The organism is Marinobacter sp. (assembly GCF_039977835.1).
Lineage (GTDB): Bacteria > Pseudomonadota > Gammaproteobacteria > Pseudomonadales > Oleiphilaceae > Marinobacter.
This window is the reverse complement of sequence record NZ_JBDWCL010000043.1, coordinates 201,263-226,313: the sequence shown is the minus strand read 5'-3', so window position 1 is coordinate 226,313 and position 25,051 is coordinate 201,263. Positions and strand designations below refer to the sequence as shown.

Annotated in this window: 23 protein-coding genes; 5 read left to right on the top strand and 18 right to left on the bottom strand. The window is 58.0% G+C overall.

All coding sequences use genetic code 11. The features are described from left to right. Positions 1 to 14 precede the first annotated feature (14 nt). From pdxJ to rpoE, 13 genes are all read right to left on the bottom strand, one after another. Positions 15 to 749 carry a pyridoxine 5'-phosphate synthase gene (pdxJ, locus tag ABJM11_RS13210; protein ID WP_348296527.1) on the bottom strand — a complete coding sequence of 245 codons (735 nt, stop codon included), beginning with the start codon at positions 747 to 749 and terminating at the stop codon, positions 15 to 17. Positions 750 to 753: 4 nt separating this feature from the next. After that, positions 754 to 1,482 (bottom strand): DNA repair protein RecO, encoded by a 729-nt coding sequence (gene recO, locus ABJM11_RS13205; protein ID WP_348296349.1) that lies wholly within the window; start codon positions 1,480 to 1,482, stop codon positions 754 to 756. 7 nt (positions 1,483 to 1,489) lie between these two features. Beyond that, positions 1,490 to 2,407 carry a GTPase Era gene (gene era, locus ABJM11_RS13200; RefSeq protein WP_348296348.1) on the bottom strand — a complete coding sequence of 306 codons (918 nt, stop codon included), beginning with the start codon at positions 2,405 to 2,407 and terminating at the stop codon, positions 1,490 to 1,492. Continuing rightward, complete coding sequence (rnc, locus tag ABJM11_RS13195; RefSeq protein WP_348296347.1) at positions 2,407 to 3,096, bottom strand: ribonuclease III; 690 nt, start codon at positions 3,094 to 3,096, stop codon at positions 2,407 to 2,409. Before rnc ends, era begins: the two co-directional genes overlap by 1 nt. Continuing rightward, on the bottom strand, positions 3,093 to 3,482 hold the full coding sequence (locus ABJM11_RS13190; protein WP_348296526.1) for a DUF4845 domain-containing protein: 390 nt from the start codon (positions 3,480 to 3,482) through the stop codon (positions 3,093 to 3,095). Before ABJM11_RS13190 ends, rnc begins: the two co-directional genes overlap by 4 nt. 35 nt (positions 3,483 to 3,517) lie before the next feature. Further along, positions 3,518 to 4,303 carry a signal peptidase I gene (lepB, locus tag ABJM11_RS13185; RefSeq protein WP_348296346.1) on the bottom strand — a complete coding sequence of 262 codons (786 nt, stop codon included), beginning with the start codon at positions 4,301 to 4,303 and terminating at the stop codon, positions 3,518 to 3,520. Positions 4,304 to 4,314: 11 nt separating this feature from the next. Next, positions 4,315 to 6,117, bottom strand: a complete 1,803-nt coding sequence (lepA, locus tag ABJM11_RS13180; RefSeq protein ID WP_348296345.1) for a translation elongation factor 4 — start codon at positions 6,115 to 6,117, stop codon at positions 4,315 to 4,317. A 103-nt stretch (positions 6,118 to 6,220) separates the two neighbouring features. Next, positions 6,221 to 8,947, bottom strand: coding sequence for an EAL domain-containing protein (locus tag ABJM11_RS13175; RefSeq protein WP_348296344.1), 2,727 nt, complete (start codon positions 8,945 to 8,947; stop codon positions 6,221 to 6,223). 107 nt (positions 8,948 to 9,054) lie between these two features. Next, on the bottom strand, positions 9,055 to 10,506 hold the full coding sequence (locus tag ABJM11_RS13170; protein WP_407069998.1) for a DegQ family serine endoprotease: 1,452 nt from the start codon (positions 10,504 to 10,506) through the stop codon (positions 9,055 to 9,057). Positions 10,507 to 10,607: 101 nt separating this feature from the next. Beyond that, positions 10,608 to 11,057: a SoxR reducing system RseC family protein gene (locus tag ABJM11_RS13165; RefSeq protein WP_348296342.1), complete on the bottom strand. Its 450-nt coding sequence runs from the start codon at positions 11,055 to 11,057 to the stop codon at positions 10,608 to 10,610. After that, entirely contained in the window at positions 11,054 to 12,088 is a 1,035-nt protein-coding gene (locus ABJM11_RS13160) for a MucB/RseB C-terminal domain-containing protein (protein ID WP_348296341.1), read from the bottom strand. Before ABJM11_RS13160 ends, ABJM11_RS13165 begins: the two co-directional genes overlap by 4 nt. Before the next feature lie 43 nt (positions 12,089 to 12,131). Next, the gene (locus ABJM11_RS13155) at positions 12,132 to 12,710 is read right to left on the bottom strand and encodes a sigma-E factor negative regulatory protein (protein WP_348296340.1); all 579 of its coding nucleotides are present in this window, start codon (positions 12,708 to 12,710) and stop codon (positions 12,132 to 12,134) included. Between the two features lie 14 nt (positions 12,711 to 12,724). Then, on the bottom strand, positions 12,725 to 13,411 hold the full coding sequence (rpoE, locus tag ABJM11_RS13150; protein ID WP_407069994.1) for an RNA polymerase sigma factor RpoE: 687 nt from the start codon (positions 13,409 to 13,411) through the stop codon (positions 12,725 to 12,727). A gap of 129 nt (positions 13,412 to 13,540) precedes the next feature. Between rpoE and nadB the strand changes: the two genes are divergently transcribed. From nadB to ABJM11_RS13125, 5 genes are all read left to right on the top strand, one after another. Further along, positions 13,541 to 15,145: an L-aspartate oxidase gene (gene nadB, locus ABJM11_RS13145; protein WP_348296339.1), complete on the top strand. Its 1,605-nt coding sequence runs from the start codon at positions 13,541 to 13,543 to the stop codon at positions 15,143 to 15,145. Positions 15,146 to 15,180: 35 nt separating this feature from the next. Beyond that, entirely contained in the window at positions 15,181 to 15,435 is a 255-nt protein-coding gene (locus ABJM11_RS13140) for a succinate dehydrogenase assembly factor 2 (protein WP_348296338.1), read from the top strand. Further along, positions 15,419 to 15,919: a hypothetical protein gene (locus tag ABJM11_RS13135; protein WP_348296337.1), complete on the top strand. Its 501-nt coding sequence runs from the start codon at positions 15,419 to 15,421 to the stop codon at positions 15,917 to 15,919. Before ABJM11_RS13140 ends, ABJM11_RS13135 begins: the two co-directional genes overlap by 17 nt. Before the next feature lie 14 nt (positions 15,920 to 15,933). Further along, positions 15,934 to 16,932, top strand: coding sequence for a folate-binding protein (locus ABJM11_RS13130; protein ID WP_348296336.1), 999 nt, complete (start codon positions 15,934 to 15,936; stop codon positions 16,930 to 16,932). Positions 16,933 to 17,049: 117 nt separating this feature from the next. Then, entirely contained in the window at positions 17,050 to 17,883 is an 834-nt protein-coding gene (locus ABJM11_RS13125) for an HDOD domain-containing protein (RefSeq protein ID WP_348296335.1), read from the top strand. A gap of 175 nt (positions 17,884 to 18,058) precedes the next feature. Here ABJM11_RS13125 and ung read toward each other — a convergent pair whose 3' ends face one another. From ung to thrC, 5 genes are all read right to left on the bottom strand, one after another. After that, a complete protein-coding gene (gene ung / locus ABJM11_RS13120) occupies positions 18,059 to 18,805 on the bottom strand; it encodes a uracil-DNA glycosylase (RefSeq protein ID WP_348296334.1) in 747 nt (248 codons plus the stop codon). A 3-nt stretch (positions 18,806 to 18,808) separates the two neighbouring features. Further along, the gene (gene lysS, locus ABJM11_RS13115) at positions 18,809 to 20,341 is read right to left on the bottom strand and encodes a lysine--tRNA ligase (protein WP_348296333.1); all 1,533 of its coding nucleotides are present in this window, start codon (positions 20,339 to 20,341) and stop codon (positions 18,809 to 18,811) included. 52 nt (positions 20,342 to 20,393) lie between these two features. After that, positions 20,394 to 21,489 (bottom strand): peptide chain release factor 2 gene (gene prfB / locus ABJM11_RS13110; RefSeq protein ID WP_348296332.1). Its coding sequence is split into 2 segments (ribosomal slippage): positions 20,394 to 21,416 and positions 21,418 to 21,489, totalling 1,095 coding nucleotides; the frame shifts between segments, so codons are not numbered across the junction. Between the two features lie 415 nt (positions 21,490 to 21,904). Beyond that, positions 21,905 to 23,638: a single-stranded-DNA-specific exonuclease RecJ gene (gene recJ, locus ABJM11_RS13105; RefSeq protein WP_348296331.1), complete on the bottom strand. Its 1,734-nt coding sequence runs from the start codon at positions 23,636 to 23,638 to the stop codon at positions 21,905 to 21,907. 5 nt (positions 23,639 to 23,643) lie between these two features. Next, positions 23,644 to 25,047: a threonine synthase gene (thrC, locus tag ABJM11_RS13100; RefSeq protein ID WP_348296330.1), complete on the bottom strand. Its 1,404-nt coding sequence runs from the start codon at positions 25,045 to 25,047 to the stop codon at positions 23,644 to 23,646. Positions 25,048 to 25,051 lie beyond the last annotated feature (4 nt).

Genomic DNA, 25,051 nt, shown 5'->3' with positions numbered 1-25,051 from the left:
TTAACGGCGCCAGGTCATACCCGGGCGCCTGCGAGGATGGCCTTCATGTCTCTGACTGCCTCTTTCAGGCCCGTGAAGACGGCCCTCGCAATAATGGCATGACCAATATTGAGTTCATTGATACCAGCAATGCCCGCCACCCGCTCGGTGTTGTGGTAATGCAGGCCATGGCCCGCGTTCACAATCAGGCCCTTCTTGCGCGCATATTCAACAGCCGCGACCAGGCTGTCAAAGGCAGCATTTTCAGCGTCTTGTGTGGTGGCTTCAGCGTATTCGCCGGTGTGCAGTTCCACCACTGGCGCACCGCACCTCACAGTGGCATCAATCTGCGCCACGTCGGGGTCGATAAACAGGGACACTTCGGCACCGAGCCTGGCCAACCGCTCACATGCCTTGGCCACCCGGGCTTCCTGGCCGTCCACATCAAGCCCACCCTCGGTGGTCAGTTCCTCGCGCTTTTCCGGCACCAGGCAAACGCACTCCGGACGCACCTGTTCAGCGAACGCCAACATGGCGTCGGTAACCGCCATTTCCAGATTCATCTTGGTCGTCAGTATTTCCCTGAGCAGAAGCACATCCCGGTCCTGGATATGGCGGCGGTCCTCCCGCGGATGAATGGTAATACCATCAGCTCCGGCCTCTTCCGCCAGAATCGCCGCCTGCACCGGATCGGGATAGCGTGTTCCCCTGGCCTGGCGCAGCGTTGCGACATGGTCGATATTGACGCCCAGCAGCACTCTGGAATTCATTGGGCTAGGGTTCATTACGTTCTCCTCGATGATGACTGAACAGGCTTCGGCTATTGAGGGGCCGGCCCTGCAGAAGGTAGTCCACCAGAACGCGGGTTACCCGCTTGGCAGTACGCCGGCATTCTGTTGACTCCAGATCGCCGGACGCGAGTGCCAGCAAGGTGGCGCCGGGAAGGTTCTGAAGCCTGACACCCACCGACGGCCTGGCCATGATTCCCTGCTCAGGATCATAACAATAATACTCACCGGCCTCGACTGTCAGCCCGGTGTCGGTAGCGAGATCCCAGGCAAAGTCATAGCCCAGCTCTGCTGCAAAGGATTGTTCGAAACGCCGGAGAACCGGCTCCACGTCACTGGCTTCCGACAGTTCGGCAATGACGTCGATATAGGAGGCAAAGAGAAGGGGATGGGGGTCCGACAGAGGCAACAGACGTTGCAATAATTCGTTCACGTAAAGCCCGCTGTAAAGCGACAGGGTGCGCTTGAGTGAGGGGCCACCACGAATCTCCGCCTGGGTCAGTGTTTTCAGTTCGCTGCGACCAGTCCAGTCCAGCAGCAACGGCTGGAAGGGCTGGAGTTGTGCCTTGAGTGGGCTTTTTGCGCTGTTGCCGCCACGGGCAATAACCGTGAGCCGGCCAGCGTTGAGAGAGAAAATATCCACCATCAGGCTGGTTTCGCGCCATGGCCTGCGGTGAAGGACGTAAGCGGGCTCCTGTCGTGTTGGCCCCGTCATAAACGCCTCAGAAGTCGTTCATACCAAGACTTTTCAGTGCCCGCTCACTGTCGGCCCAGCCGCGCTTGACCTTGACCCACAGGCGCAGCATAACCTTGCTGTCGAACAACCGCTCCATGTCAGCCCGGGCTTCCTGGCCAATGCGACGCAGGCGCTCGCCCTTGTCACCGATCATGATTTTCTTCTGGCCTTCGCGTTCCACAAGGATCAACGCCGAAATGTGCAGGGTCTTCCCATCCTTGCGAAATTCCTCGATTTCAACCGCCACCGAATACGGCAGCTCGGCGCCCAGTTGCCGGGTGATTTTCTCCCGCACCATCTCCGAGGCCATAAAACGTTCACTGCGATCAGTGATCTGGTCATCGGGGTAGAAGTGAACGCTCTGCGGCAGGAAGCGCCCCACCGCTTCTTCCAGCGGCTCCAGATTCATGCCTTTCAGGGCAGACAGAGGGATCATTTCGGCAAACTCCCGTTTCCGGGACAGCATGTCCAGGTGGGGTAGCAGTGCCTCGCGATTCTCAATCCGGTCCACCTTGTTCACTGCAAGAATTACCGGGCATTTCAGGCTGCTCAGTTTTTCCAGCACCATTTCGTCCGCGGTAGTCCAGGCCATCTGGTCAACCACGAACACCGCGACGTCAACGTCCTTTAACGCCGACGTGGCGGCCTTGTTCATATACCGGTTGATGGCGCGAGGCTCTTCCTCGTGCATACCCGGCGTATCCACGTAGATAGCCTGCACCGGACCTTCGGTCTTGATGCCCAGAACCTGATGGCGTGTGGTCTGGGGCTTGCGGGAAGTAATACTCAGTTTCTGGCCAAGAATATGGTTCAGCAGCGTGGACTTTCCCACGTTGGGGCGGCCAACAATCGCTACGAAACCGCAACGGCTGTCGGGATTCTCCGGACGGGTAACATCATTCATCAATCATTCTCCACGCCCAATTGCTTAAGGGCATTACGGGCGGCCTGCTGCTCGGCGATTCGACGGCTGTTGCCGGTACCGGTGGTTTTCCGGTCCAGTGATGGCATGGCGCATGAAACATGGAACGTCTGGGCGTGGGCTTCACCATCCACGGAAATAACGTCATAACGCGGCAGCGGAAATTGCCGTGACTGCAGATATTCCTGCAGCCGGGTTTTCGGATCTTTCTGGGTATCCTGCAAATCCAGTTGCTTCAGGCGCTGTTCAAACCAGCGCAGGATCTGCTCCCGGCACGTATGGAAGTCACTGTCCAGGTAGATAGCCCCAATTATGGATTCCACGGCGTCTGCAAGGATGGACTCGCGGCGAAACCCACCGCTTTTCAATTCCCCGGAGCCCAGCCGAAGATATTTCCCCAGTTCGAACTCACGGCCGATTTCCGCCAGGGTAACACCCTTGACCATACGGGCCCGCAGACGGCTCAACTGGCCTTCCCGGGCTTTTTCAAAGTGCAGATACAGGTGTTCTGCAATAACCATGTTGACAATCGAGTCCCCCAGAAACTCCAGGCGCTCATTGTTCTGGTTACCATAACTACGATGGGTAAGCGCCAGCAACAGACGTTCGGGTACCTTGAACTGATAACCGATACGTCGCTGCAGCTGTTCCAGATCCGGTTGCGAACTCACTTGCCCTTCATCTCGTACTCATGCTGGAAGTGGATAACCGTATCCACGTTACGGAAGAGGTTGTTGCGGACTTCATAATCCACGTTGATCACCACAAACTCACCGTTTTTCTCCACGGTGATGTTCTTCGCATCAAAGCCTCTTACATTGTTAACGCTCAAACGTTTGTTGATAAGGCTTCTTACCTGAGCCGGCCCCATGCTGGAGAGGTCTTCGGTACCGTCAAGGCTTTCCAGCGCTTCCTGGATAGTAATGTCGTCCAGGTAGGCCGGCCCCAGCTTGATCACCAGAGTGAGCAGGCCACCGAAGAAGAGCACCATGATCATGATTACCAGCGCCGAGGCACCGGACTGCTTTCGCATGGAGGAAAGACCGTTTTTCTTCATTATCATTATAGAGACACCCCTGAATTACAACGCACCTATTCTATGCCGCCCACACGATCAAAGGATGGCAGACTGGTCAGCGATTGCCAGTGCATCCAGATCGCAAATGCCTTGCCCACAACCATTTCATCCGGGACCGTGCCCCAATAGCGACTGTCATTACTGTTGTCCCGGTTATCCCCCATCACGAAGTACTCGCCTTCCGGCACCAGCCACTCTCCCTCTCCGGAACGGCCTGTACGGCCGAGGGTCAGAAACACGTCGTGCTGGGTATCGCCAAGGGTTTCACGCCGCAACTCTACCGGCGGCAGCCGCGCCACAAAGCGGGACTCAACTTTTTCACCGTTGATGTAAAGCTGGCGATCCTGATAACGGATGCGGTCGCCCGGCAGGCCCACTACCCGTTTGATGTAATTGGTGCTGCCATCTTCGGGGTAGCGGAACACAATGACATCCCCGCGTTCCGGGTCATCGACATCCAGTATCTTGGTACCGGCTACGGGCAATCTCAGGCCGTAGGCGTACTTGTTCACAAGAATGAAGTCACCCACTTCCAGGGTCGGTAACATTGAGCCGGAGGGAATCTGGAAAGGCTCTACCAAAAATGAACGCAGAACCAGAACCACGGCCAGAACCGGAAAGAAAGAACGGCTGAGGTCAACGAGGTAGGGTTCTTTGGGTTCCTGGTCGGCCTCATACTCCCCTGGCGCCAACCCTGCTGCTGCAAGTCTGCGTTTGCGGAGCAGGAGCCTGTCCAATAGCCAGATCAGCCCGGTTGCAAACGTCAGAATTACCAGAACCAGGGGAAAATCAATATCCATTCAGGTGCCTTTTAGTTATCCACTTTCAATACGGCAAGGAACGCTTCCTGAGGCACCTCGACATTACCCAGCTGCTTCATGCGTTTTTTACCTTCTTTCTGCTTCTGCAGCAGTTTCTTTTTCCGGCTGACATCGCCACCGTAACACTTGGCCGTTACGTTCTTGCGCAGCGCCTTGACCGTTACCCTGGACACCACCTGGTTGCCAATTGCAGCCTGGATAGCAATATCAAACATCTGCCGCGGGATCAGCTCCTTCATTTTCTCAACCAGGGCGCGGCCCTTATAATGAGCCTGATCCTTGTGCACAATCAGTGCCAGAGCATCCACCCGCTCGGCGTTGATCAGCACGTCCAGCCTCACCAGGTTGGCGGTCTGGAACCGTACAAAGTGATAATCAAGTGACGCAAAGCCCCGGCTCGCAGACTTGATGCGGTCAAAAAAGTCCAGAACCACTTCCGCCATCGGCAGCTCGTAAGTTACCTGTACCTGCGTTGACATGAAGTGCATGTTTTTCTGGATACCGCGCTTTTCTTCGCACAGTTTAATGACATTACCCAGGTGTTCCTGAGGCACCAGAATGTTGGCTTCAACGATTGGTTCCCGCATTTCCTCAATGGAACCAATATCCGGCAGGCTGGAGGGATTGTCTACCGACAGGGTCTCACCCTGTTTGGTAACGACTTCATAGATTACCGTTGGCGCAGTGGTAATCAGGTCAATGTCGTATTCGCGCTCGAGACGCTCCTGGATGATCTCCATATGGAGCATGCCGAGGAAGCCACAACGGAAACCGAAACCGAGAGCGTCCGAGCTTTCCGGCTCGAAAAACAGCGAGGCATCGTTAAGGGTCAGTTTTTCCAGTGCGTCGCGGAAGTCGTTGTAGTCATCGGCACTGACCGGAAACAGACCGGCATAGACCTGAGGCTTCACTTTCTTGAAACCGGGCAGCATGGGGATATCGTCCGACCCTTTCTGCTGCACAATGGTATCGCCCACCGGCGCACCATGAATGTCCTTGATGCCGGCGACCACAAAGCCTACGTCCCCTGCCTCCAGAATATCCGTATCCTTGGGCTTGGGATTAAAGATGCCTACCTTGTCGGCATTCCAGGCCTTGCCGGTGGACTTGATCACAATCTTGTCGCCCTTTTTCAGGGTACCCTCGGTTACCCGCACCAGGGAGACCACTCCGAGGTAGTTGTCGAACCAGGAATCGATAATGAGCGCCTGCAGGGGGGCAGCACGGTCGCCCTTTGGCGGCGGGATCTTGGCTATCAGGTCTTCCAGGACATCTTCCACGCCAATACCGCTCTTGGCGCTGCAGCGCACCGCATCAGTGGCAGCAATACCAATGATATCCTCGATTTCCTGGGCGACCCTTTCGGGCTCCGCCTGCGGAAGGTCCATCTTGTTCAGTACTGGCACCACTTCCAGCCCCTGCTCGATGGCCGTGTAGCAGTTGGCCACGGACTGGGCCTCAACCCCCTGTCCGGCATCCACGACCAGCAGCGCACCTTCACAGGCATATAACGATCGCGAGACTTCATAGGAAAAGTCCACATGGCCCGGGGTATCGATGAAATTCAGCTTGTATTCCTGGCCGTCCCGGGCCTTGTAATTCAGAGTGACGCTCTGGGCCTTGATGGTGATGCCGCGTTCGCGCTCAAGATCCATGGAATCAAGCACCTGCTCGGCCATTTCACGTTCCGTAAGGCCGCCGCAGATCTGGATAAACCGGTCAGCCAGAGTGGATTTACCGTGGTCAATATGGGCGATGATCGAAAAGTTTCGGATTCGGCTCAGTTCAGTCACAGACAATGAATACTCATAAAATACGAAGGATTGAGCCCGGAAGGGCCGTGCCGGAGTCCGGCGACGGCGTGATTTTACCGGTTACCGGCCGCCATTGCCATGATCAGGAAGTCAGCGGCCGCTCATATTGCTGAATCAGGAAGCCAATGAGGGCATCCTCATCCAGCGGATAGCTGAACAGGTTGCCCTGACACTGGGCGCAGCCGGCACTTTTGAGAAAACTCAGCTGCTGCGGCGTTTCCACCCCCTCAGCTACAACGGTGAGATGTAATTTCCTGGCCAGCGCAATAACGGCCGAAGCCACATCCGTGGCGCTGACGCTGTAGGGAATGTCGCGGATAAAACGATGGTCGATCTTGATTACATCCAGAGGCAATTGCTGGAGGGCCACCAGCGAACACGAACCGGTACCGAAATCGTCCAGAATCAGGCAAACCCCCATATCATGGAGGGATACCAGCAGTTCCCTGAGCATTCGCGGGTCTTCGTTCAGCAATTCCGCGGGCATCTCCAGTTCCAGCCGCTCCGGTGACACACCGGTTTCAGTGATCACCTGCCGCATCATGTCCAGAAAGCCGGAATCCGTCAGCTGGCGAACAGACAGGTTAACCGCCATTTTCAGCGATTCGAACCCCGCTCGCTCAAGCGCTTGCACCTGGATACACGCCTGTCGCAGCGCCATCTCACCAAGCCTGACTATCAACCCGGTTTCCTCTGCCAGCGAGATAAACTGCTGGGCGCTGACCAGCCCCTTCTCCGGGTGATGCCAGCGCAGGAATGCTTCAACTCCGATCACCCGCTCGGTTTCAAGATCGATCTTGGGCTGGTAGTGCAGAACGAAGCGGTCACCATCCAGTGCCGTCGCCAGTTCCTCCTGCTGTAACAGGCGTCGCGCCGCCTTGATATTCATTGCCGGGGTAAAGAACTGGTAGGTATTGCGCCCCATCTCCTTGGCCCGGTACATGGCGAGGTCGGCATATTTCATCAGCGTGCCCGGGTCCTCACTGTCATGGGGGATCATGGTGATACCGATACTGACGGTAATACCCACTTCATGGTCGTTCAGGCGGATTCTCTGACAGAGCCGCCGGAGGATGGTGTCAGCCACCTTCCCCGCGGCGTCGGGGCCACTGATACGTGACAACAATACAACGAATTCGTCGCCACCCAGCCTGGCAACCGAATCGTCTTCCCTTACGCAGCCGGTAAGCCACTCGGACACCTGCTTGAGCAATTCATCACCAGCGTCATGCCCCAGGGTATCGTTAATACGCTTGAAGCCATCAAGATCCAGGAACATCAGAGCGGCCGGCTCCTCACTACGCCGGCTCCGGCGCACCACGTGACTCAGACGGTCCTTGAACAACTGACGGTTTGCCAGCCCTGTCAGAGGATCATAGAACGCCAGCCGGTGAAGCTCCGACTGGGCTGCTTTGAGCTGGGTGAGGTCTCGCAGGCTGAGCACCACACCGTCAACCCCGGGGACATTGAGCATGGCGGTATAGGTACCCTCCATATCTCGCCACTGCCCTTCCGAATCCCGTATACGGGCACGGATAACCGGCATCTGCTTTCCGGGGGATCTGACCGCCTCCTCAAAACCTGCCGTCAACTGGGGTCGGTCTTCTGCGTGCACCAGCGTATTGAGATCCAGGCGGTAGACCTCTTCCGGATCAAAACCAAGGATGTCGCGGCTCGACGGGCTCGCATAGCGAGGGTTGCCATTGCGATCCAGCACCAGAGTCACATTGGCGGCGCCTTCGGTAATGGCCCGGTAACGGCCTGCGCTGATCTGCGCCATGATCCGGCCGCGAATCATCGTAAGTACGAACAGGAACATCAGCAGGCTGATGAGAATGCCCGAGCCAAGGACAATGGGCGGGCGCGGATCAGACGCCAGGTAATCAAAGGCTGGCGTGGAACGGGTCTGCAACAGCCAGTCCCGGCCGCCATGATTGATTGTCTGGCTCATTTCAAAGCTGAAGTCTTCATCCAATGAGCCAAGATTGGAGCCGTACATCAGCGAATCCCGCGAGATGTTCCCGGCATCGTATATCTTTACATCCAGGAAGGGCGAAATCAGACCAACGATACCGTCCAGCAGGTGGTTCATCCTGAACGCGCTGAAGACATAACCCGCCAGCATCATCTGGCGCTCCCCCCGGCTTTCGGGGACGTCGCCACCCTGATAGACGGGGTAGTACATCAGAAAGCCAGCCTGGTCTTCAGCCACTTCCTCCTGCACCAGAACCACCTTGCCGGTGACCTTGGGCTCGGCATGGTCCCTGGCACGAACCATGGCACGCCGGTGCACCGGATCACTGAACGCATCGTACCCCAGGGCCTTGCGGTTCCGCTCGGTGCCGGGCTCCAGATACACCATCGGATAATAATCGGGGCCGGTGCCCAATGGGGTGACCAGATAGTTGAGAACACCGTCCCGCCGGACAGAGGCGATATGATCGGCCATCTGTCGCACGCCGATCTTCTTGACATAACCGATGCCCTGAATGCCCGGGTAATAACGGTTGATATCCACATTGTCTATGTATTCCCGCCAGTCAGCCCGGGTGATTTCACCGGCAACGGCGAACAGGCCGGCACTGCCTGCCAGCACCTGCTCATAGTTCAGCAGCCGTTCTTCGATAGCGGTCTTAAGCTGCAGGGACTGGGTTTTGAAACGGGCCTCTGTGCGATCTTCAACCAGGCGAATAGATACCTGCCACAACAACACGGTCATGGCGAGACACCCGGCCAGCAGCAACCACGCTACCCATGAGTGTCGAAGCTGTAGCAGTTTCCGGAGGGGAAGATCCTTTTTGTTCATCATTCGGGCAGGTCCGATCCATGGCCAGTTATCTGATTATTTGCGCCATTATAACAAAAGCCCTGCTGGCTGTCGTTTTACCGACAACCAGCAGGGCTCTGTTCCATTTGTCAGGGCTTCATGACCAGATAGATGGCCCGTCCCTGGCGCACCACGCGAACCGATACCGCGCTGTCGTCGGGCAATGACGCCACCGCTTCCCGGAATTCCTCGACCGAGTTGACGGGCCGACGATTGAGCTCGGTAATCACATCCCGGGGGCGGATGCCGGCATTGAGTGCGGGCCCCTGGGCAACGTCGGACACCAACACACCGCCGGAGATTTCCAGCGAGTTCCGCACGTCATCGGGCAGGGGCTCAACAGTCATGCCCAACGGCGACGAGGACGGACCATTGTTGCCGGAAGCCGGCACTGACGCGGGCTCCCCACCCTCTTCGGGCAATTTACCGATTTCGACATCCAGAGTGATCTGCTCGCCCTCTCTCATGACCTCCAGCGACGCAGTTTCGCCAACGGGGGTGCGACCTACCATTGGCGGCAGGTCAGACGACAGTGTTACATCCTCACCTTCATATTCGAGAACGATGTCACCGGCCTTCAATCCTGCCTCCTCGGCCGGCGAGCCCGACATGACCTCCGCAATCAGAGCACCACGCGGCCGCTTCAGGCCGAAAGATTGCGCCAGGTCCCGGTTCACTTCCTGAATAAGAACGCCAAGCCATCCACGGGACACCGCTCCCTTGTCCCTGATCTGCTGGAACACATTCATGGCGTCATCAATGGGAATAGCGAACGAGACACCCATGAAACCGCCGGAACGGGTATAGATCTGTGAGTTGATACCGACCACTTCGCCATCCAGGTTGAACAGCGGCCCCCCGGAGTTGCCGGGGTTGATAGCGACATCGGTCTGGATGAACGGAACGTAGTTTTCGGAGGGCAGAGAACGACCCACCGCACTGACGATACCTGCCGTGACCGTATAATCGAAACCAAAGGGTGAGCCGATGGCCAATACCCATTCACCCACTTTAAGATCCTTCGAACTTCCGACACGGACGACGGGGAGGTCATCTCCGTTTTCAATCTTCAGAACCGCCATATCCGAACGGGGATCGGTGCCCACCAGTTTCGCCGGCAATTCCCGGCGATCGTTCAGGCGCACAATGATCTCATCAGCCCCCTCCACTACGTGGTTATTGGTCAATACGTAACCATCGCTGGAAACAATAAAGCCGGACCCCATCGACTGACGAGGGGCACCTCCACCCTGGCCGCCACCAAACGGCGACTGAGGGCCGCGAAAGAAATCCTGAAAGAAATCCGGCAGTTGCTCAAGCTGGCGCTCATCAAACGGAAGGGCACGGGAACGATTGCCTCCGGCTTTCGGCTCGGTCGTGGTGCTGATATTGACCACTGCCGAGGAATTGTTCTCAACCAGTTCGGTAAAATCAGGCAAGCTGCGGGCCGACGCGGTTTGAGCCAGTGACAAAGGCACCAGCAGGCAAAGCAGATACACACCGACCGCCGCTATATTCCGGCCGCCGGGCCAGAACGACATTTCACGGTCACTCTTTACTCTGAGCATTCAGAACCCCCTGATAAGCTGTTGTTTGCAGAATACTGTTTGGTCAAAATCAGCATTTTCAACACGGCAGTGATTCACACACAGGAATCAACCGATGACTGCCTGACGTTCACCAGCCGTGGTTCGTAGTTCCGCCCCGGGCTCGAGCCGACCCGCCTGGCCACTACGAAACCGGCCGCCATTGCCACCGCGGCACCCACCATGGCTGCGGCATCCTGCCCCCCTGACAGTTGATGGCCGGAGACAGCTCCAACCACCATCAGCACCAGCGGCAACGCATATACCAGCAGCGAGGCACCAAGCAGTGCCGACTCTTCAATAGCAACCGTCACTTCATCGCCAATCCCTGCATTCAGGCTGTTGGAAACCAGTACCTGGTTGGCACGGCCGCCGGACACACCCGCCAGCGCCCGTTGACCACAGCCGTTGCGCGCAGAACAGGTCTCGCAGGCACTGGTACGGATTGTCTGCACCCACACTCTGTCGCCATTGAGCGCCACCACTTTGCCTGTTTCCGTAATCATTCTCCGATAGCTCCAAACGCCAGGGCATCGTCCACTTTAACGGACTCCGCGACCTTGCGGGCAGTCCTGGGAGGAATTTCACCAACGACGGTCACAAAAAAGTCCACATTACCCACGTCGAGCTGCTTCATGTACACGGTGGTCGCACCGATTCGTGAGGCCCCGGTGGGCATCACGACCTGTCGCGATGGCTCGACAAACACCGAGAAAGCCGCCAGGCCATCTGAAAAAGCCACAGCCTGGCCTTTTCCAGAGCGGGGAGCCGCCGCCGGGATAAAACCGTCCGGACGCCACCCCAGTGTCCATCCGTCCATTCGTGGCGCTGGGGAGGACGTTGTTTTGGGCGCCAGTTCCCGAGCGATTTCCTCTCCCTTGGTGCGGATCACAAATTCGCTGTCTGACAGACTGTCGGTAATCTCCAGGCTAGTGAACTGGAAGTGCTCAAGAACCGTGCCTTCTGATGAACGCACATGGCTTTTAACCAGCAGGCCGGTGGACTTTTCCAGCCACAGTTGATGGCTGTAACGCAGCTCGTCTTTCGCCTTCAGCGCAAGCCTGACCACGTCGTAGCCAGCGATACGGTCATCACCGGCCAGTTCCGGCTGGTACCAGCGGCTGACCGGCATCAACTGACTGGAAAAGGCTTCCGCGAAAGGACCGGACGGGATCACCTGGTCAAGCTGTATGCGCCCGTGATCCGGAAGAACACAAACCACCCTCATGCCCTTGCGAACAATTTCGCCGTTGGCGCCGTCCTGGGGGACAAGACGCTCCTCAACAACACCGTCCTGGTAACGATGGGCAATCTGCATGGAGCTGACCTGATCACCCCGTGCGTAAACAAACACTCCACGATACGAAGTCATATTCAGGGCAGGGCCGAGGCGATCCAGCCAGTATTCAGCGTCCCTGGCGGCCGCGTCAGCGCGTGCCTGCCCGGTGACGAAAACAGCCAGAACCATGACCATCGCCAGCAGGGGCCTGCCAGGGCTAAGAGTGCGAGTCCGGATTCCGGTTACCGTTTTGCGCATCAATCATTCAACTCCGAGCAGAATTCAGGGTGAAATCGTGGGCCTAGTAACCAGCCCCGGATGCACTCACCACACGGGCATAGCCAACCGAGCCACGACCCGCCCCCACGCTGTTATGCTGGGCGTGCTCCAGAAGGTAGCGACTAACCTGTTCCCACTGTTCTTCATCCAGCCCCTGCAGGGCAACTTCCTGTACCGGCTCGCCCACGGCGTCCGACGCGATGCCTTCGGCCTTCTCGGAAGGGAGCCCGGCGTTAGCCACCGAGGCCGACGTGTCCGCCGATTCCCATCCGGCTCCAGCACCAAACCCAACCACCAGCGCAAGAGTTACCATGGCCACGGCAGGCCAGTGCCAGTTCCTCTCCCTGCGACGGTGGGTAGATGCGACCGGACCGGGGGCCTTAACAACGCCGCCGTCCAGCGCTTCCCTGACACCGGCACTGACGTCAACCCGATCATCAGCCAGGTTTCCCTGATGCATCAGATCGCGCACCTGCTGCCAACGCTGCCACTGGGAACGAACTTCATCCTGTCGCGCGTGGGACAACAGTCGGCGGACAGACAGCTCGTCCGCCTCGTCATCCATCATTGCCGACAGGGTTTCTTTGAGACGATCATCCATAGGACGCAACCTCATTATGTCCGGGAATCATTCAACAAGGGGCCGAGGTGGCGATCTACCGCATCCCGCGCCCTGAAAATCCGTGACCTGACGGTACCAATCGGGCACTCGAGGATGCCGGCAATAGCTTCATAGCTCAGCCCGTCATACTCCCTGAGCAAAAACGCTGACCGGAGTTCCTCCGGCAGATTGCCGATGGCCTCCCTGAGCGCTTCCTGCAACTGATCCCTTTGCAACAGTTTTTCCGGCGAAGCGTTGTCTCTCAGTTTCGAGCCATCGTCAAAATTCTCGGCTTCAACGGCGTCAGCACTTCCCTGCGGGCGACGGCCACGGGACTCCAGGAAATTCTTCGCCGTATTCACCGCGATCCGATACAGCCACGTATAAAAAGCACTGTCACCCCGAAACCGGTCTATCGCACGATACGCCTTGACGAAGGTTTCCTGCGTCAGATCCATCACTTCCTGGCTATCGTAAACGTACCGACTGATGATCGACGCCACCCGTGACTGGTACTTGACCACCAGAAGGTCAAAGGCAGGCCGATCACCATGACGGACCTTCCTTACTAACTGAAGGTCTGTCTGGCTTTCACTGTTTTCATCCTTGTGTCGTTCTGTATCCGCAGTCATGGACGGAGTGCCGGGATTTCCATAGTGAGCGACCATCTGGTCAGCTTGCCTGTATTTCGGTGGATTCATGCTACTGCCCGAGGTCCGATTAGGCTATGGTGCGCCCCATTCGCGGGTGCACCCCGTCAGGCCAAATAGACAGCAGGCACAAAGTTTAGTTCAATACACCTCCACATTATGGCCTGCGATAACGACCCGATGCCACAATCCTACGAATTCGATGTTCTGATAATCGGTAGCGGTGCCGCCGGACTGACTGCTGCCCTGAATCTGCCTGAACACCTGAAGATTGCCGTCGTCAGCAAGGGTGATATCAGCAGTGGCGCAACACTGTGGGCCCAGGGCGGCATTGCGGCGGTGCTGGATGATGACGATTCACTGGAGAACCACATCAGCGACACGCTTAGTGCAGGGGGTGGGCTCTGCCACGAGGACGCTGTCAGATTTACCGTCGAGCATGGCCGCGAGAGTATTGACTGGCTGATTGACAGCGGTGTCACCTTCACCCGCGACGCCGAGTCGCAATACCACCTGACCCGCGAAGGCGGGCACAGTCACCGGCGCATCATTCATGCTGCTGATGCCACCGGTCACGCGGTTTCCACCACCCTGACATCCCAGGCCCAGGCACGCTCCAATATCTCACTGATGTCACGCCGGGTCGCCGTTGACCTGATCACCAACCGCAAACTGTCTCTGCCGGGCAATGCCTGCGTGGGCGCCTATATTCTGAACCTCGACGACAATCACGTTGAGTTGTTCCGGGCCCGGTTCACCATTATTGCCACCGGCGGTGCCAGCAAGGCCTATCGCTACACTACCAACCCCGATGGCGCATCCGGCGATGGAATTGCCATGGCCTGGCGGGCAGGCTGCCGTGTGGGCAACATGGAGTTCAACCAGTTCCACCCCACCTGCCTCTACCATCCCCACGCCAAGTCGTTCCTGATCACCGAGGCCGTGAGAGGAGAAGGTGGGTACCTGCTGTTACCGGACGGCACGCGATTTATGGACAGGTTCGACAAACGTGGCGAACTCGCCCCCAGGGACATTGTGGCCCGTGCCATTGACCACGAGATGAAGCGCCTGGGTGCGGATCACCTGCTTCTTGATATCAGCCACAAACCGGCTGATTTCATCAAACATCACTTCCCGACCATCTACGAGAAATGCCTGGTCTTCGGGATTGATATCACCAAAGAACCCATTCCGGTAGTCCCTGCGGCCCACTACACCTGTGGCGGCATCGTCAGTGACGACCGTGCTCGCACCGATATCAATCAGCTCTATGTTGTAGGTGAGGCCGCGTTTACCGGGCTGCATGGTGCCAACCGCATGGCCAGCAACTCCCTTCTGGAGTGCCTGGTCTACGGTCGCGCCGCCGCTGCGGATATCGCCCGGCGGGAGTCTGATATACCGTCACCACCCACAGCACCTGACTGGGACGAAAGCCAGGTCAGGGATTCCGATGAAGACGTGGTAATCTCCCACAACTGGGACGAACTCCGGCACTTCATGTGGGACTATGTGGGCATCGTGCGCACCACCAAACGTCTGCAGCGGGCCAAACACCGTATTGATCTGCTGGAGCGGGAAATCGGAGAGTTCTACAGCAATTACCGGGTATCCAATGACCTGCTCGAACTGCGAAACCTGGTCACCGTAGCGGATCTGATCATCTGCTCAGCCCTGCAACGCAGGGAAAGCCGTGGCCTGCATTACACGCTGGATTTCCCGGGACTGCTCCACGAAGCAAAAGATACCGTACTGGTTCCTACAACCTACAGACGACCATCCCCCTGAGGGGGCGGCTCGTCACTGGCCAACTGAGAGTATTCATGTCTGATAACATCGACTTCAACCGCCTGTGGTGGCACAGCCGTCGTGGCATGCTGGAACTGGACGTACTACTGATCCCGTTCCTCGAAGAGGCCTACCGGGAGCTGCCGGCAGAAGACCAGGCACGCTACGAAAAACTGATCACCTGCGAAGACAGCGATATGTTCGAGTGGTTCATGCAGCGTAGCCGCCCGGACGACCCGGACCTTCAACGCATCGTCGATATCATTTTGAACCGTGTCCAGCCGGATTGACCTGCGGATTTCGCCATCGCATCCTGTGGCTTTTCTCTGCGCCCTGCCCTGGTTATTGCTGACGGCCCTGGCGTTGCTTATGGTCAGCACTCATGGTCCGGCCTGGCTGTTGCTGAGCCCCCTCCCCTTAGCAGGCGCCATTGTCCAGTACCGCCGGAGCGGCTTGCTGTCCGGCCCGGATTCCGTCACGGGTTTACGGGTTGAAAACCAGCGCCTATACGCTCGACTTGGCTCCGGCTCGGAAGTTACCGTGCTACCCTCCGGAGAGAGCCGGGTGAGCGCCGGGGTCACTGCCTTGAAACTGCGACGAGCCGGCTCCATATCCACAACGTACTCTGTTGTTCTGGTTGCAATCACGCCCCGGCTCTGCAACACCTCAGCGGACGCCTTCCGCCAGTTGCGGGTATGGCTTCGTCTGGGGTCGTCAGCCAATGCCGGTAAGGCCGGTGGCCGGCAACCCTTAAATGTTCAGGAAACCCACTGATTCCGGAGCGTTCCATGTCAGATACCGAAAACCGGGCCAGCCATCCGCTGCCTCATCCGGCCCGCATCAGCATTTCCGATCGGGTTATCGTGCGGATAACCGGTCCGGGAACCGATAAGTTCCTGCAGGGACAGTTCAGCCAGCAGATTGATGATGTTACCCAAAGCCACTCACCAAGGGCTGCCGCCTGCACCCCGAAAGGCCGCGCCTATTGCCTGACCCGGCTGGTGCGGGATGGCGATGATGTACTGATGGAGCTGCCTGTTGAATTGGCGGACGACACCGTCAGCCATCTGCGGAAATACCTGATGCTGTTTCGTGGCACTTCCATGGAGGTGGAGGCCAAGGCCCGGATTATCGGGCTGATGGGACAGGCCACCGCCACGCAACTGCTGCCCGGAGCCATCACTGATAAACTGACAGCCGCCGGTGATACGGTGGCGCTGCCGGGAGGCAACCTGGTGCGCACGATGAGCACCGCGGAGGGCATATCCCGCTTTGAACTATGGCAAACCGGGGACCTGGACCAGTTGCTGCAGCAGGCACTGCATGACATACCCGAGGCCACCCTGGCCGACTGGCACGCCGCCGAGATTGCAGCCGGCGTAGCCGCACTCACGCCCGCCACCAAGGAAGGTTTTGTACCTCAGATGCTGAACTGGCAGCACGTGGGAGGCATTCACTTCAAAAAAGGGTGCTATACCGGGCAGGAAGTGATCGCCCGCATGCACTTTCTGGGGCAACTCAAGAAAAGTCTTTTCCGGTTCACCACCGACCAGGCAGCTAACCCGCCCACCCCGGGAGAAGCTGTTCTGGACGGTGATCGCCCGGTGGGCAATGTGATCAACTCCGTGGGTCTTTCCGATGGCACCGCAGAATTCCTGGCGGTGGTGCGCCACGACGCGGCAGACCACGAACTCGCGCTTGAGAGTGCGCCAAACACGCCCCTCTCGCAGCGCCCGCTGCCCTATTCGGTTTCAGAACGTGAACAAACAGGGACGTCTGATACATAAGTTGACAGGACGACTCCGGAAAATTTGCTATAAAGTACTTCATATACCTGAACATTTTGGCCTTTCCGGATCCTTCTGCCGGCCAGGTAACATTCAACAGGCGGACCATAGTTGACCATGTCGAATATTGTCGAAACCATAAAAACCGATCTGACCGATGCCATTGAAAACGACAAGCTTGTACTTCCGACGCTTCCGGAAGTTGCGTTGCAAGTACGCGAAATCGCTGAGAATGAAGACTCAGCGATAATTGATCTGGTGAAGGTCATCAGCAATGACACGGCGCTTTCAGCCCGCATCATCCGTGTTTGCAACAGCCCGTTGTTCCGTGGCAGCCGCGCGATTGAAAACCTGAACATGGCAGTCAGCCGCCTTGGCATGGCCTATACCAGTAACCTGGCCATGGGCCTGGCCATGGAGCAGATGTTCCAGGCCACGTCTGACATGATCGACAAGCGCCTGCGCGCCACCTGGCAGAAAAGCACGGAAGTGGCGGGTGTGTGCCATGTGCTGGCGCAGCATTACACAAAGCTTAAACCGGATCAGGCTACCCTGGCCGGGCTTGTTCACCTGATCGGGGTGTTGCCGATTCTGCGTTATGTGGAGGATCGTGACATCCAGATCAGCGGGATCATGCTGGATAACGTGATTGAGGAGATTCATCCACGTATTGGCGCCGCCATTCTGCAGAAATGGGATTTCCCCAAGGAGCTTCAGAATGTGCCTCTGGAGTACGCGAATCTGCATCGGGAGGTTCCGGGGGTGGATTATGCGGATCTGGTGCTGGTGGCCAATCTGCAGTTGATTGCGGGTACGGATCATCCCTGGACTGAGGTGGACTGGAAGACGATTTCGGCGTTTGATCGTCTGGGACTGGATCCGGAAGTGGATATGAGTGAGGAAGAGGATCTGAATGCTCAGATGGAAGCGGCTATGGCGCTTCTTAAATAGCCTTATAGTTCGGAGGCTGCCCCAGTGGGCCTGAAAAATTGGGGGCTGGCCGGAGGCGGGGGTATTTTTCTTCGGGAAAAGAACTCGCTGCGCTCAGACACCTTTTCCTGTCAGAGAAAATACCCCCGCCTCCGGCCGATCAGGTTTTGTTGCGGGCCTTGCTTTGCGCTCCCCTTCAAGAGCTGGACTGACTTTTCCCGTATTGTTCCAGCAGATCTGACTTGGTGGGCAAAGACCAGTCGACGGTGGGCAGACCATTTTGTTGTAGCCACTCGTTGGCCTTGGAAAAGTGCTTGCAACCGAAGAATCCGCGGTAGGCGCTTAATGGGGATGGGTGTGGACCGTCCAGTACCAGGTGTTTGCTGCGGTCGATGTGTTGACCCTTCTTTTTTGCGTAACTTCCCCAGAGTAGAAACACCACGCCCTGCCGTTCCCGGTTGATGGTTTCTATGACCCTGTCGGTGAAGGTTTCCCAGCCTTTGCCCTGGTGGGCGCCGGCCTGACCCTGCACGACGGTGAGGACGCTGTTCAGTAGTAGCACGCCCTGGTCGGCCCAGGGCTGGAGGCAGCCGTGGTCCGGGGGCGGATTACCCAGGTCGTTCTGGATTTCTTTGAAGATGTTGACCAATGATGGCGGTGTGGCCACGTGAGGGCGTACCGAGAAGCACAGGCCATGGGCCTGGCCGGGGCCGTGGTAGGGGTCCTGGCCGAGGATGACAACGCGCACCTTGTCCAGGGGAGTGCTGTTCAACGCATTGAAGCAGAGGTGGCTGGCGGGGAACAGGGTTTTACCTGCCTCTTCCTCCGCCGCCAGGAAGTCAGCCAGCTGTCGCATGTACGGCTGGCTGAACTCGTTGCCGAGGTGCTCAGCCCAGCCCCGGCCGGGCTTGAGCTGGCTGGCCAGTACCTCAACCGGCTGCATGGGTCAGCCCTCGTCTCTCTTGTTCTCTGCTTTATGTTCCGGGCGCATGGCGGGGAACAGGATGACGTCGCGAATAGAGGCGGAATTGGTCAGCAGCATGGCCAGGCGGTCGATGCCGATGCCTTCACCAGCCGTTGGCGGCAGGCCGTATTCCAGTGCCATGATGTAGTCTTCGTCATAGAACATGGCTTCGTCGTCGCCGGCGTCTTTTTCGGCTACCTGGTCCTGGAAGCGCTCAGCCTGGTCTTCGGCGTCGTTCAGCTCAGAGAAGCCGTTGGCGATCTCGCGGCCACCCACGAAGAACTCGAAGCGTTCGGTCACGAACGGGTCCTTGTCCTTGCTGCGGGCCAGCGGGGACACTTCCTTCGGATAGTCCGTGATGAAGGTGGGCTGTATCAGGCGATGCTCGGCGGTTGCCTCGAAAATCTCGATCTGGACCTTGCCCAGCCCCCAGCCATTCTTGATATGGATTCCCAGATCCTTGGCCACCTTGCGGGCGCCCGCTTCATCGGCGATCTGCTCTGCCTTGATGTCAGGGTTGTGGCGCAGGATGGCATCTACAACCGTCAGGCGCTCGAAAGGCTTACCGAAGTCGTATTCGATGGTTTCCTCTTCACCATCAGTGAGAGTGCGGGTATTCACCACCGTAGTAGTCCCAAGCACCTCTTGGGTGATGGTGCGCAACATGTCTTCGGTCAGATCCATGAGGTCGTTATGGTCGGCGTAGGCCTGATAGAACTCGACCATGGTGAATTCCGGGTTATGGCGGGTAGACAGCCCTTCATTGCGGAAGTTGCGGTTGATCTCGAACACCCGCTCAAAACCGCCCACCACCAGGCGTTTGAGGAACAGCTCTGGGGCGATACGCAGATACATGTCGATGCCCAGGGCGTTGTGATGGGTCACGAACGGGCGAGCGGTGGCACCGCCCGGTATCACCTGGAGCATCGGAGTTTCCACTTCCATGAAATCCCGCTCGGTGAAGTACTGGCGCATGACACTGATGATTTTCGAGCGTGCGTAGAACACCCGACGGCTGTCTTCATTCACCATCAGGTCGACGTAGCGGTGGCGATAACGGGACTCTGTGTCGGTCAGGCCCTTGTGCTTCTCCGGCAGCGGACGCAGTGACTTGGTGAGCAGCGTGTACTCGTCCATACTCACATACAGATCTCCCTTTCCAGACTTGCAGAGGACGCCACGCACACCCACGATATCCCCCAGGTCCCAGTGCTTCGTGTCTTTCTGCACATCCTTGGAGGCGTAGATCTGGATACGGCCGGTCATGTCCTGAACCACCTTGAACGCCTTGCGATCCAGCATCATGCGGCCGGCGACGGCCACCACGATTCCCATTTCCGCCAGCTCTTCCTTGCTTTTGTCGCCGTATTTGCCCTGAAGCTCTGCGGCGGTGGCGTCGCGGCGGAAGTTGTTGGGGAAAGCATTGCCCTGCGCGCGCATGTCGGCCAGCTTGGCGCGGCGCTCGGCAATCAGCTTGTTGTCCTCTGGCTGTGCATTCTGGGTGTGGTCAGTCATGTTGGCTCACAAAATTCGGGAATTGTCCGGGTTAGCTTGGTGACGGCGCTGGTTACAGCGCCATCTTCAGGCTGGCTTCAATAAACTTGTCGATATCACCATCCAGCACCGACTGGGTATTGCTGGTTTCAACCTTGGTGCGCAAGTCCTTGATGCGACTGTCGTCCAGCACATAGGAGCGAATCTGGCTGCCCCAGCCGATATCCGCCTTGGCGTCTTCGGCTTTCTGCTTCTCGGCGTTGCGCATCTGCATCTCGCGCTCGAACAGCTTGGCTTTCAGCTGTTTCATGGCCTGGTCCTTGTTCTGGTGCTGGCTTCGGCCAGCCTGGCAGGCCACAACGATACCGGTGGGGTTGTGGGTCAGACGCACTGCGGACTCGGTCCGGTTAACGTGCTGACCACCGGCGCCGGAGGCGCGGTAAACATCCACCCGCAGATCTGCAGGGTTGATCTCGATTTCAAAACTGTCGTCCACTTCCGGTGATACAAACACCGAAGAGAACGACGTATGGCGGCGGTTGCCGGAGTCGAACGGCGATTTGCGCACCAGGCGGTGCACACCGGTTTCCGTGCGCAGCCAGCCGAAGGCGTAGTCGCCCTGGATATGAACGGTGGCACTCTTGATGCCTGCCACATCGCCTTCCTGCAGCTCGACGATCTCGGCCTTGAAGCCACGGCGCTCGGCCCAGCGCAGGTACATGCGCAACAGCATATTCCCCCAGTCCTGGGCCTCGGTACCGCCGGAGCCGGCTTGAATATCCAGGTATGCGTTGTTGGCGTCCATCTCGCCGGAGAACATACGGCGGAACTCGAGCTTCTCAAGCTCTTTGTCGAGGCTTTCCAAGTCGGCTTCTATCTCGGCAACCGTTCCTTCGTCCTCTTCCTCGGCAGCAATTTCCAGCAGACCATCGGCGTCGTCCAGGCCGGAGGTGAGGTTATCAATGGTGCGGACAATCAATTCGAGATCGGACCGTTCCTTGCCCAGCGCCTGCGCCCGGTCAGGATCTTCCCATACCGAGGGTACTTCCAGCTCGCGCTCTACTTCGGTCAGTCTCTCACTACGCTGATCGTAGTCAAAGATACCCCCTGAGCGCTTCAGTGCGCTCACGAAGGTCTTTTATCTTCGTAACAATGGGATTGATTTCCATGAAATCCTTACTCACTCTCGGAAAATGGATGCGATCAAAATCAGACGCGAGATTCTACCGGAAATCTGTTTGTAAATCAGCCGGTGGTAACCGCGACTTCGGTGAAAGCGTCAGGCAGGGCCGTTGTTCCGTGAGACGCTGTGAATACGTCCATGTACGCTTGACGAAAACATCCATGTTTTCGACACTCCCGGAACAATGGCCCTGCCTGACGCCCAGAATTGGGAGTCACAACCAAAACGGCATCCCGCCGGCGCTATCTCTCAGGTTTGATCGGGTCCGGGGTGGGGGTATCTTTTCTGCCAGAAAAAGGTGTCTGAGCGAAGCGAGTTCTTTTTCCAAAGAAAAGATACCCCCACCCCGGGCCCAGCCCGCCAAGACCAAGCCCCCAAATGCCAGACTCCCAACCTTCAGGTCAGGCCAGCGGCTCCAGATAATCCACCAAAAGCTGCAGATTCGTGCGCCCACGAAACGTGTTGGCATCAGGCTTGTACACCACCCGGGCCCCGGTCCGGGTGTAGTCGGGCACTTCCGGCCCGGTGTTGAAGGCAATGCCATCGATGATGGCGCCGCCCTCTTCCGGCTGGAGCACCAGCTTCAGGTGATTTTCGCCAACGATGCGCTGGCTGACCACGCGGAAGTTGCCGTCGAACAGCGGCTCGGGGAAATGCTGCCCCCAAGGCCCGGCCCGTTTCAGCAACGTGGCGGTATCCAGATGGAGTTCGTCGGGGCTCAGGAGGCCGTCGGTGGTGATGGCGGCTTCCAGGTCTTCCACCCGGAGGGTATCGCGCACCGCCCTGTCAAAGGCCTCGCTGAAAGCGTCCAGGTCGCTGCGAGAAAGAGTCATGCCGGCAGCCATGGCATGGCCGCCGTATTTCTTCATCATGCCCGGGTGGCGGGCGTCGACCACTGCAAGCACATCACGGATATGCAGGCCGGGAATGGAACGGGCAGAGCCCTTGATATCCTCGCCGTTATCATCCGGAGCAAAAGCGATGGTCGGACGATGGGTCTGCTCACGGATGCGTGCAGCCAGTATGCCGATCACGCCCTGGTGCCAGTCAGTGTCGAACAGGGCCAGCCCCCAGGGCAAACCTTCGATATCCAGCGACATGGAAGCCAGCAGGTCCTGGGCCTGGGTTTTCATGTCTTTTTCGATCGTCCGCCGTTCGCGGTTGAAGGTGTCCAGCTCCCGGGCCAGGCGCCGGGCCTCGTCGCGGCTGTCCGCCAGCAGGCAGGCGATCCCCACACTCATGTCGTCAAGACGACCGGCGGCGTTAAGCCTCGGGCCGACCACGAAACCCAGGTCGGTGGAGCTGATTTCGCTGTGGTCACGGCCGGCCACTTCCAGTAACGCCAGGATACCCGGGCGCGCTTCGCCCTGTCGGATCCGGCGCAGGCCCTGTTCGACGAAGATGCGGTTGTTGTGATCCAGCGGAACCACATCGGCCACCGTGCCCAGGGCCACCAGATCCAGCAGGTTGCCGAGGTTGGGCTGAGGGTCCGGCAGCAGGCCCTGCTCCCGCAAATGTTTGCGTAAGGCGGTCAGCACGTAGAACATGACGCCCACGCCTGCCGCATTCTTGCTCAGAAAGGGGCATCCGGGCTGGTTGGGGTTCACGATCGCATCGGCGTCAGGCAAGATTTCGCCAGCCAGGTGGTGATCCGTTACCACCACCTTGATACCCAGCTCCCGTGCGGCGCGAACACCTTCAACCGCGGAAATGCCGTTGTCCACGGTAATCAGCAGGTCTGGCAGGGCGGCGTCTTCCTGTAAGCGGTGAATTATGCCGGGGGTCAGGCCATAACCGTCGGAAAAGCGGCTGGGCACCCGGAAGTCGATGTCGTTCAATCCCAGCATACCCAGTCCCAGCATGGCCACGGCTGTGCTGGTGGCGCCGTCGGCGTCAAAGTCCCCCAGGACCAACACCCGCTGCTGGCTGGTAATCGCCTCGCTCAACAGAGAAACAGCACGGTCGATTCCCCGGAGTTCCATGGGTGAGGCCAGGTGTTTCAGGGTATAACGGAGTTGCTCATCGGAGGTGACGCCGCGGGCGGCGTAGAGACGGCGAAGCAAAGGGGGCAGGTTCTGGCCCCAGTCCGGAGTGGTTTTCGGACCGGGGCGTCGCAGGATTTTTTTTGGTGTCATACCAATCAGGTATTCTTCCAGTGTTTGGCAATAAAGTCCTGCACCGCTGGCAGGTCGTTATCCAGTACGGTGTATTTCTCTTCCCGTTCAAAAAGATCCGCCATGTGCAGCGGCAATGCCGGCTTCGCTTTGACACCGGAACGCAACACGGCATCCGGGAACTTGGCCGGGTGAGCGGTGCCCAGGGTAATCATGGGAATAGCCGGGTCGCGACGACAGTTGCGCGCGGCGCGCACACCAATGGCGGTATGCGGGTCCAACAGGTATTCATTCTGTCCGAAGACTTCACGTATGGTATCCGTTGTTCCCTCATCCCCTACCGCATCACTGTCAAACAGTTTGCGTGCATGCTTCCAGCGGTAGTCTTCAATACTGACTGGTCCTTTGGAAGCATTTTCCAGCAGTTCTTTAACCGCAGCACCGTCGCGCCCATGGAGATCAAACAGCAGGCGCTCGAAGTTGCTGGATACCATGATATCCATACTCGGCGACAGGGTATGCTCCAGCTTGAGCTGCTCGTACCGGTTACCGCTCATGAACCGATGCAGGATGTCGTTCCGGTTGGTGGCGATGACCAGCTGGGAGATGGGCAGCCCCATTTTTTTGGCCAGGTAGCCGGCAAAGATATCACCAAAGTTCCCGGTAGGCACCGAAAATGCCATGCTGCGATCTGGCCCGCCGAGGGCCAGGGAGGCATGAAAGTAGTAGACGATCTGGGCCATGATGCGGGCCCAGTTGATGGAGTTCACTGCCGCAAGCTGGGTTTTTCCGCCCAGGAACGACTGATCACCAAAGCTTGCCTTCACCATGCGCTGGCAGTCATCGAAATTCCCGCGCACCGCGATGTTGTGGATATTATCACCCTTCACCGTCGTCATCTGGCGACGCTGCACCTCGGAGACTCGCTCATGGGGATGCAGAATGAATATGTCCACATGCTTGCAGCGACGGCAACCTTCAATGGCGGCAGAACCGGTATCGCCGGACGTCGCCCCCATGATTACCACGTGCTGCTGGCGTTTCTCCAGTACGTAATCCAGCAATCGCCCCAGCAGCTGAAGCGCGAAGTCCTTGAACGCCAGGGTGGGGCCGCGGAACAGCTCCATGACCCATTCATTGGAATCCAGCTGAACCAGTGGTGCGACTGCCTTATGGGTGAATACGTCGCCGTAGGTTTCGTCCAGCATCCGGCGGAAATCGTCCGCCGGGATGGCATCATCCACGAAGGGATGCATCACCCGGAAGGCCAGCTCACTGTAGGAGAGACCGCGCCAGCTGCGGATCTCCTCGACACTGAAATGGGGCAGGGATTCAGGGACATACAGGCCACCGTCGGTGGCCAGCCCTGTCAGCAGGACATCTTCAAAGCCCAGGGCGGGAGCTTCGCCCCGTGTACTGATGTATCTCACCTTG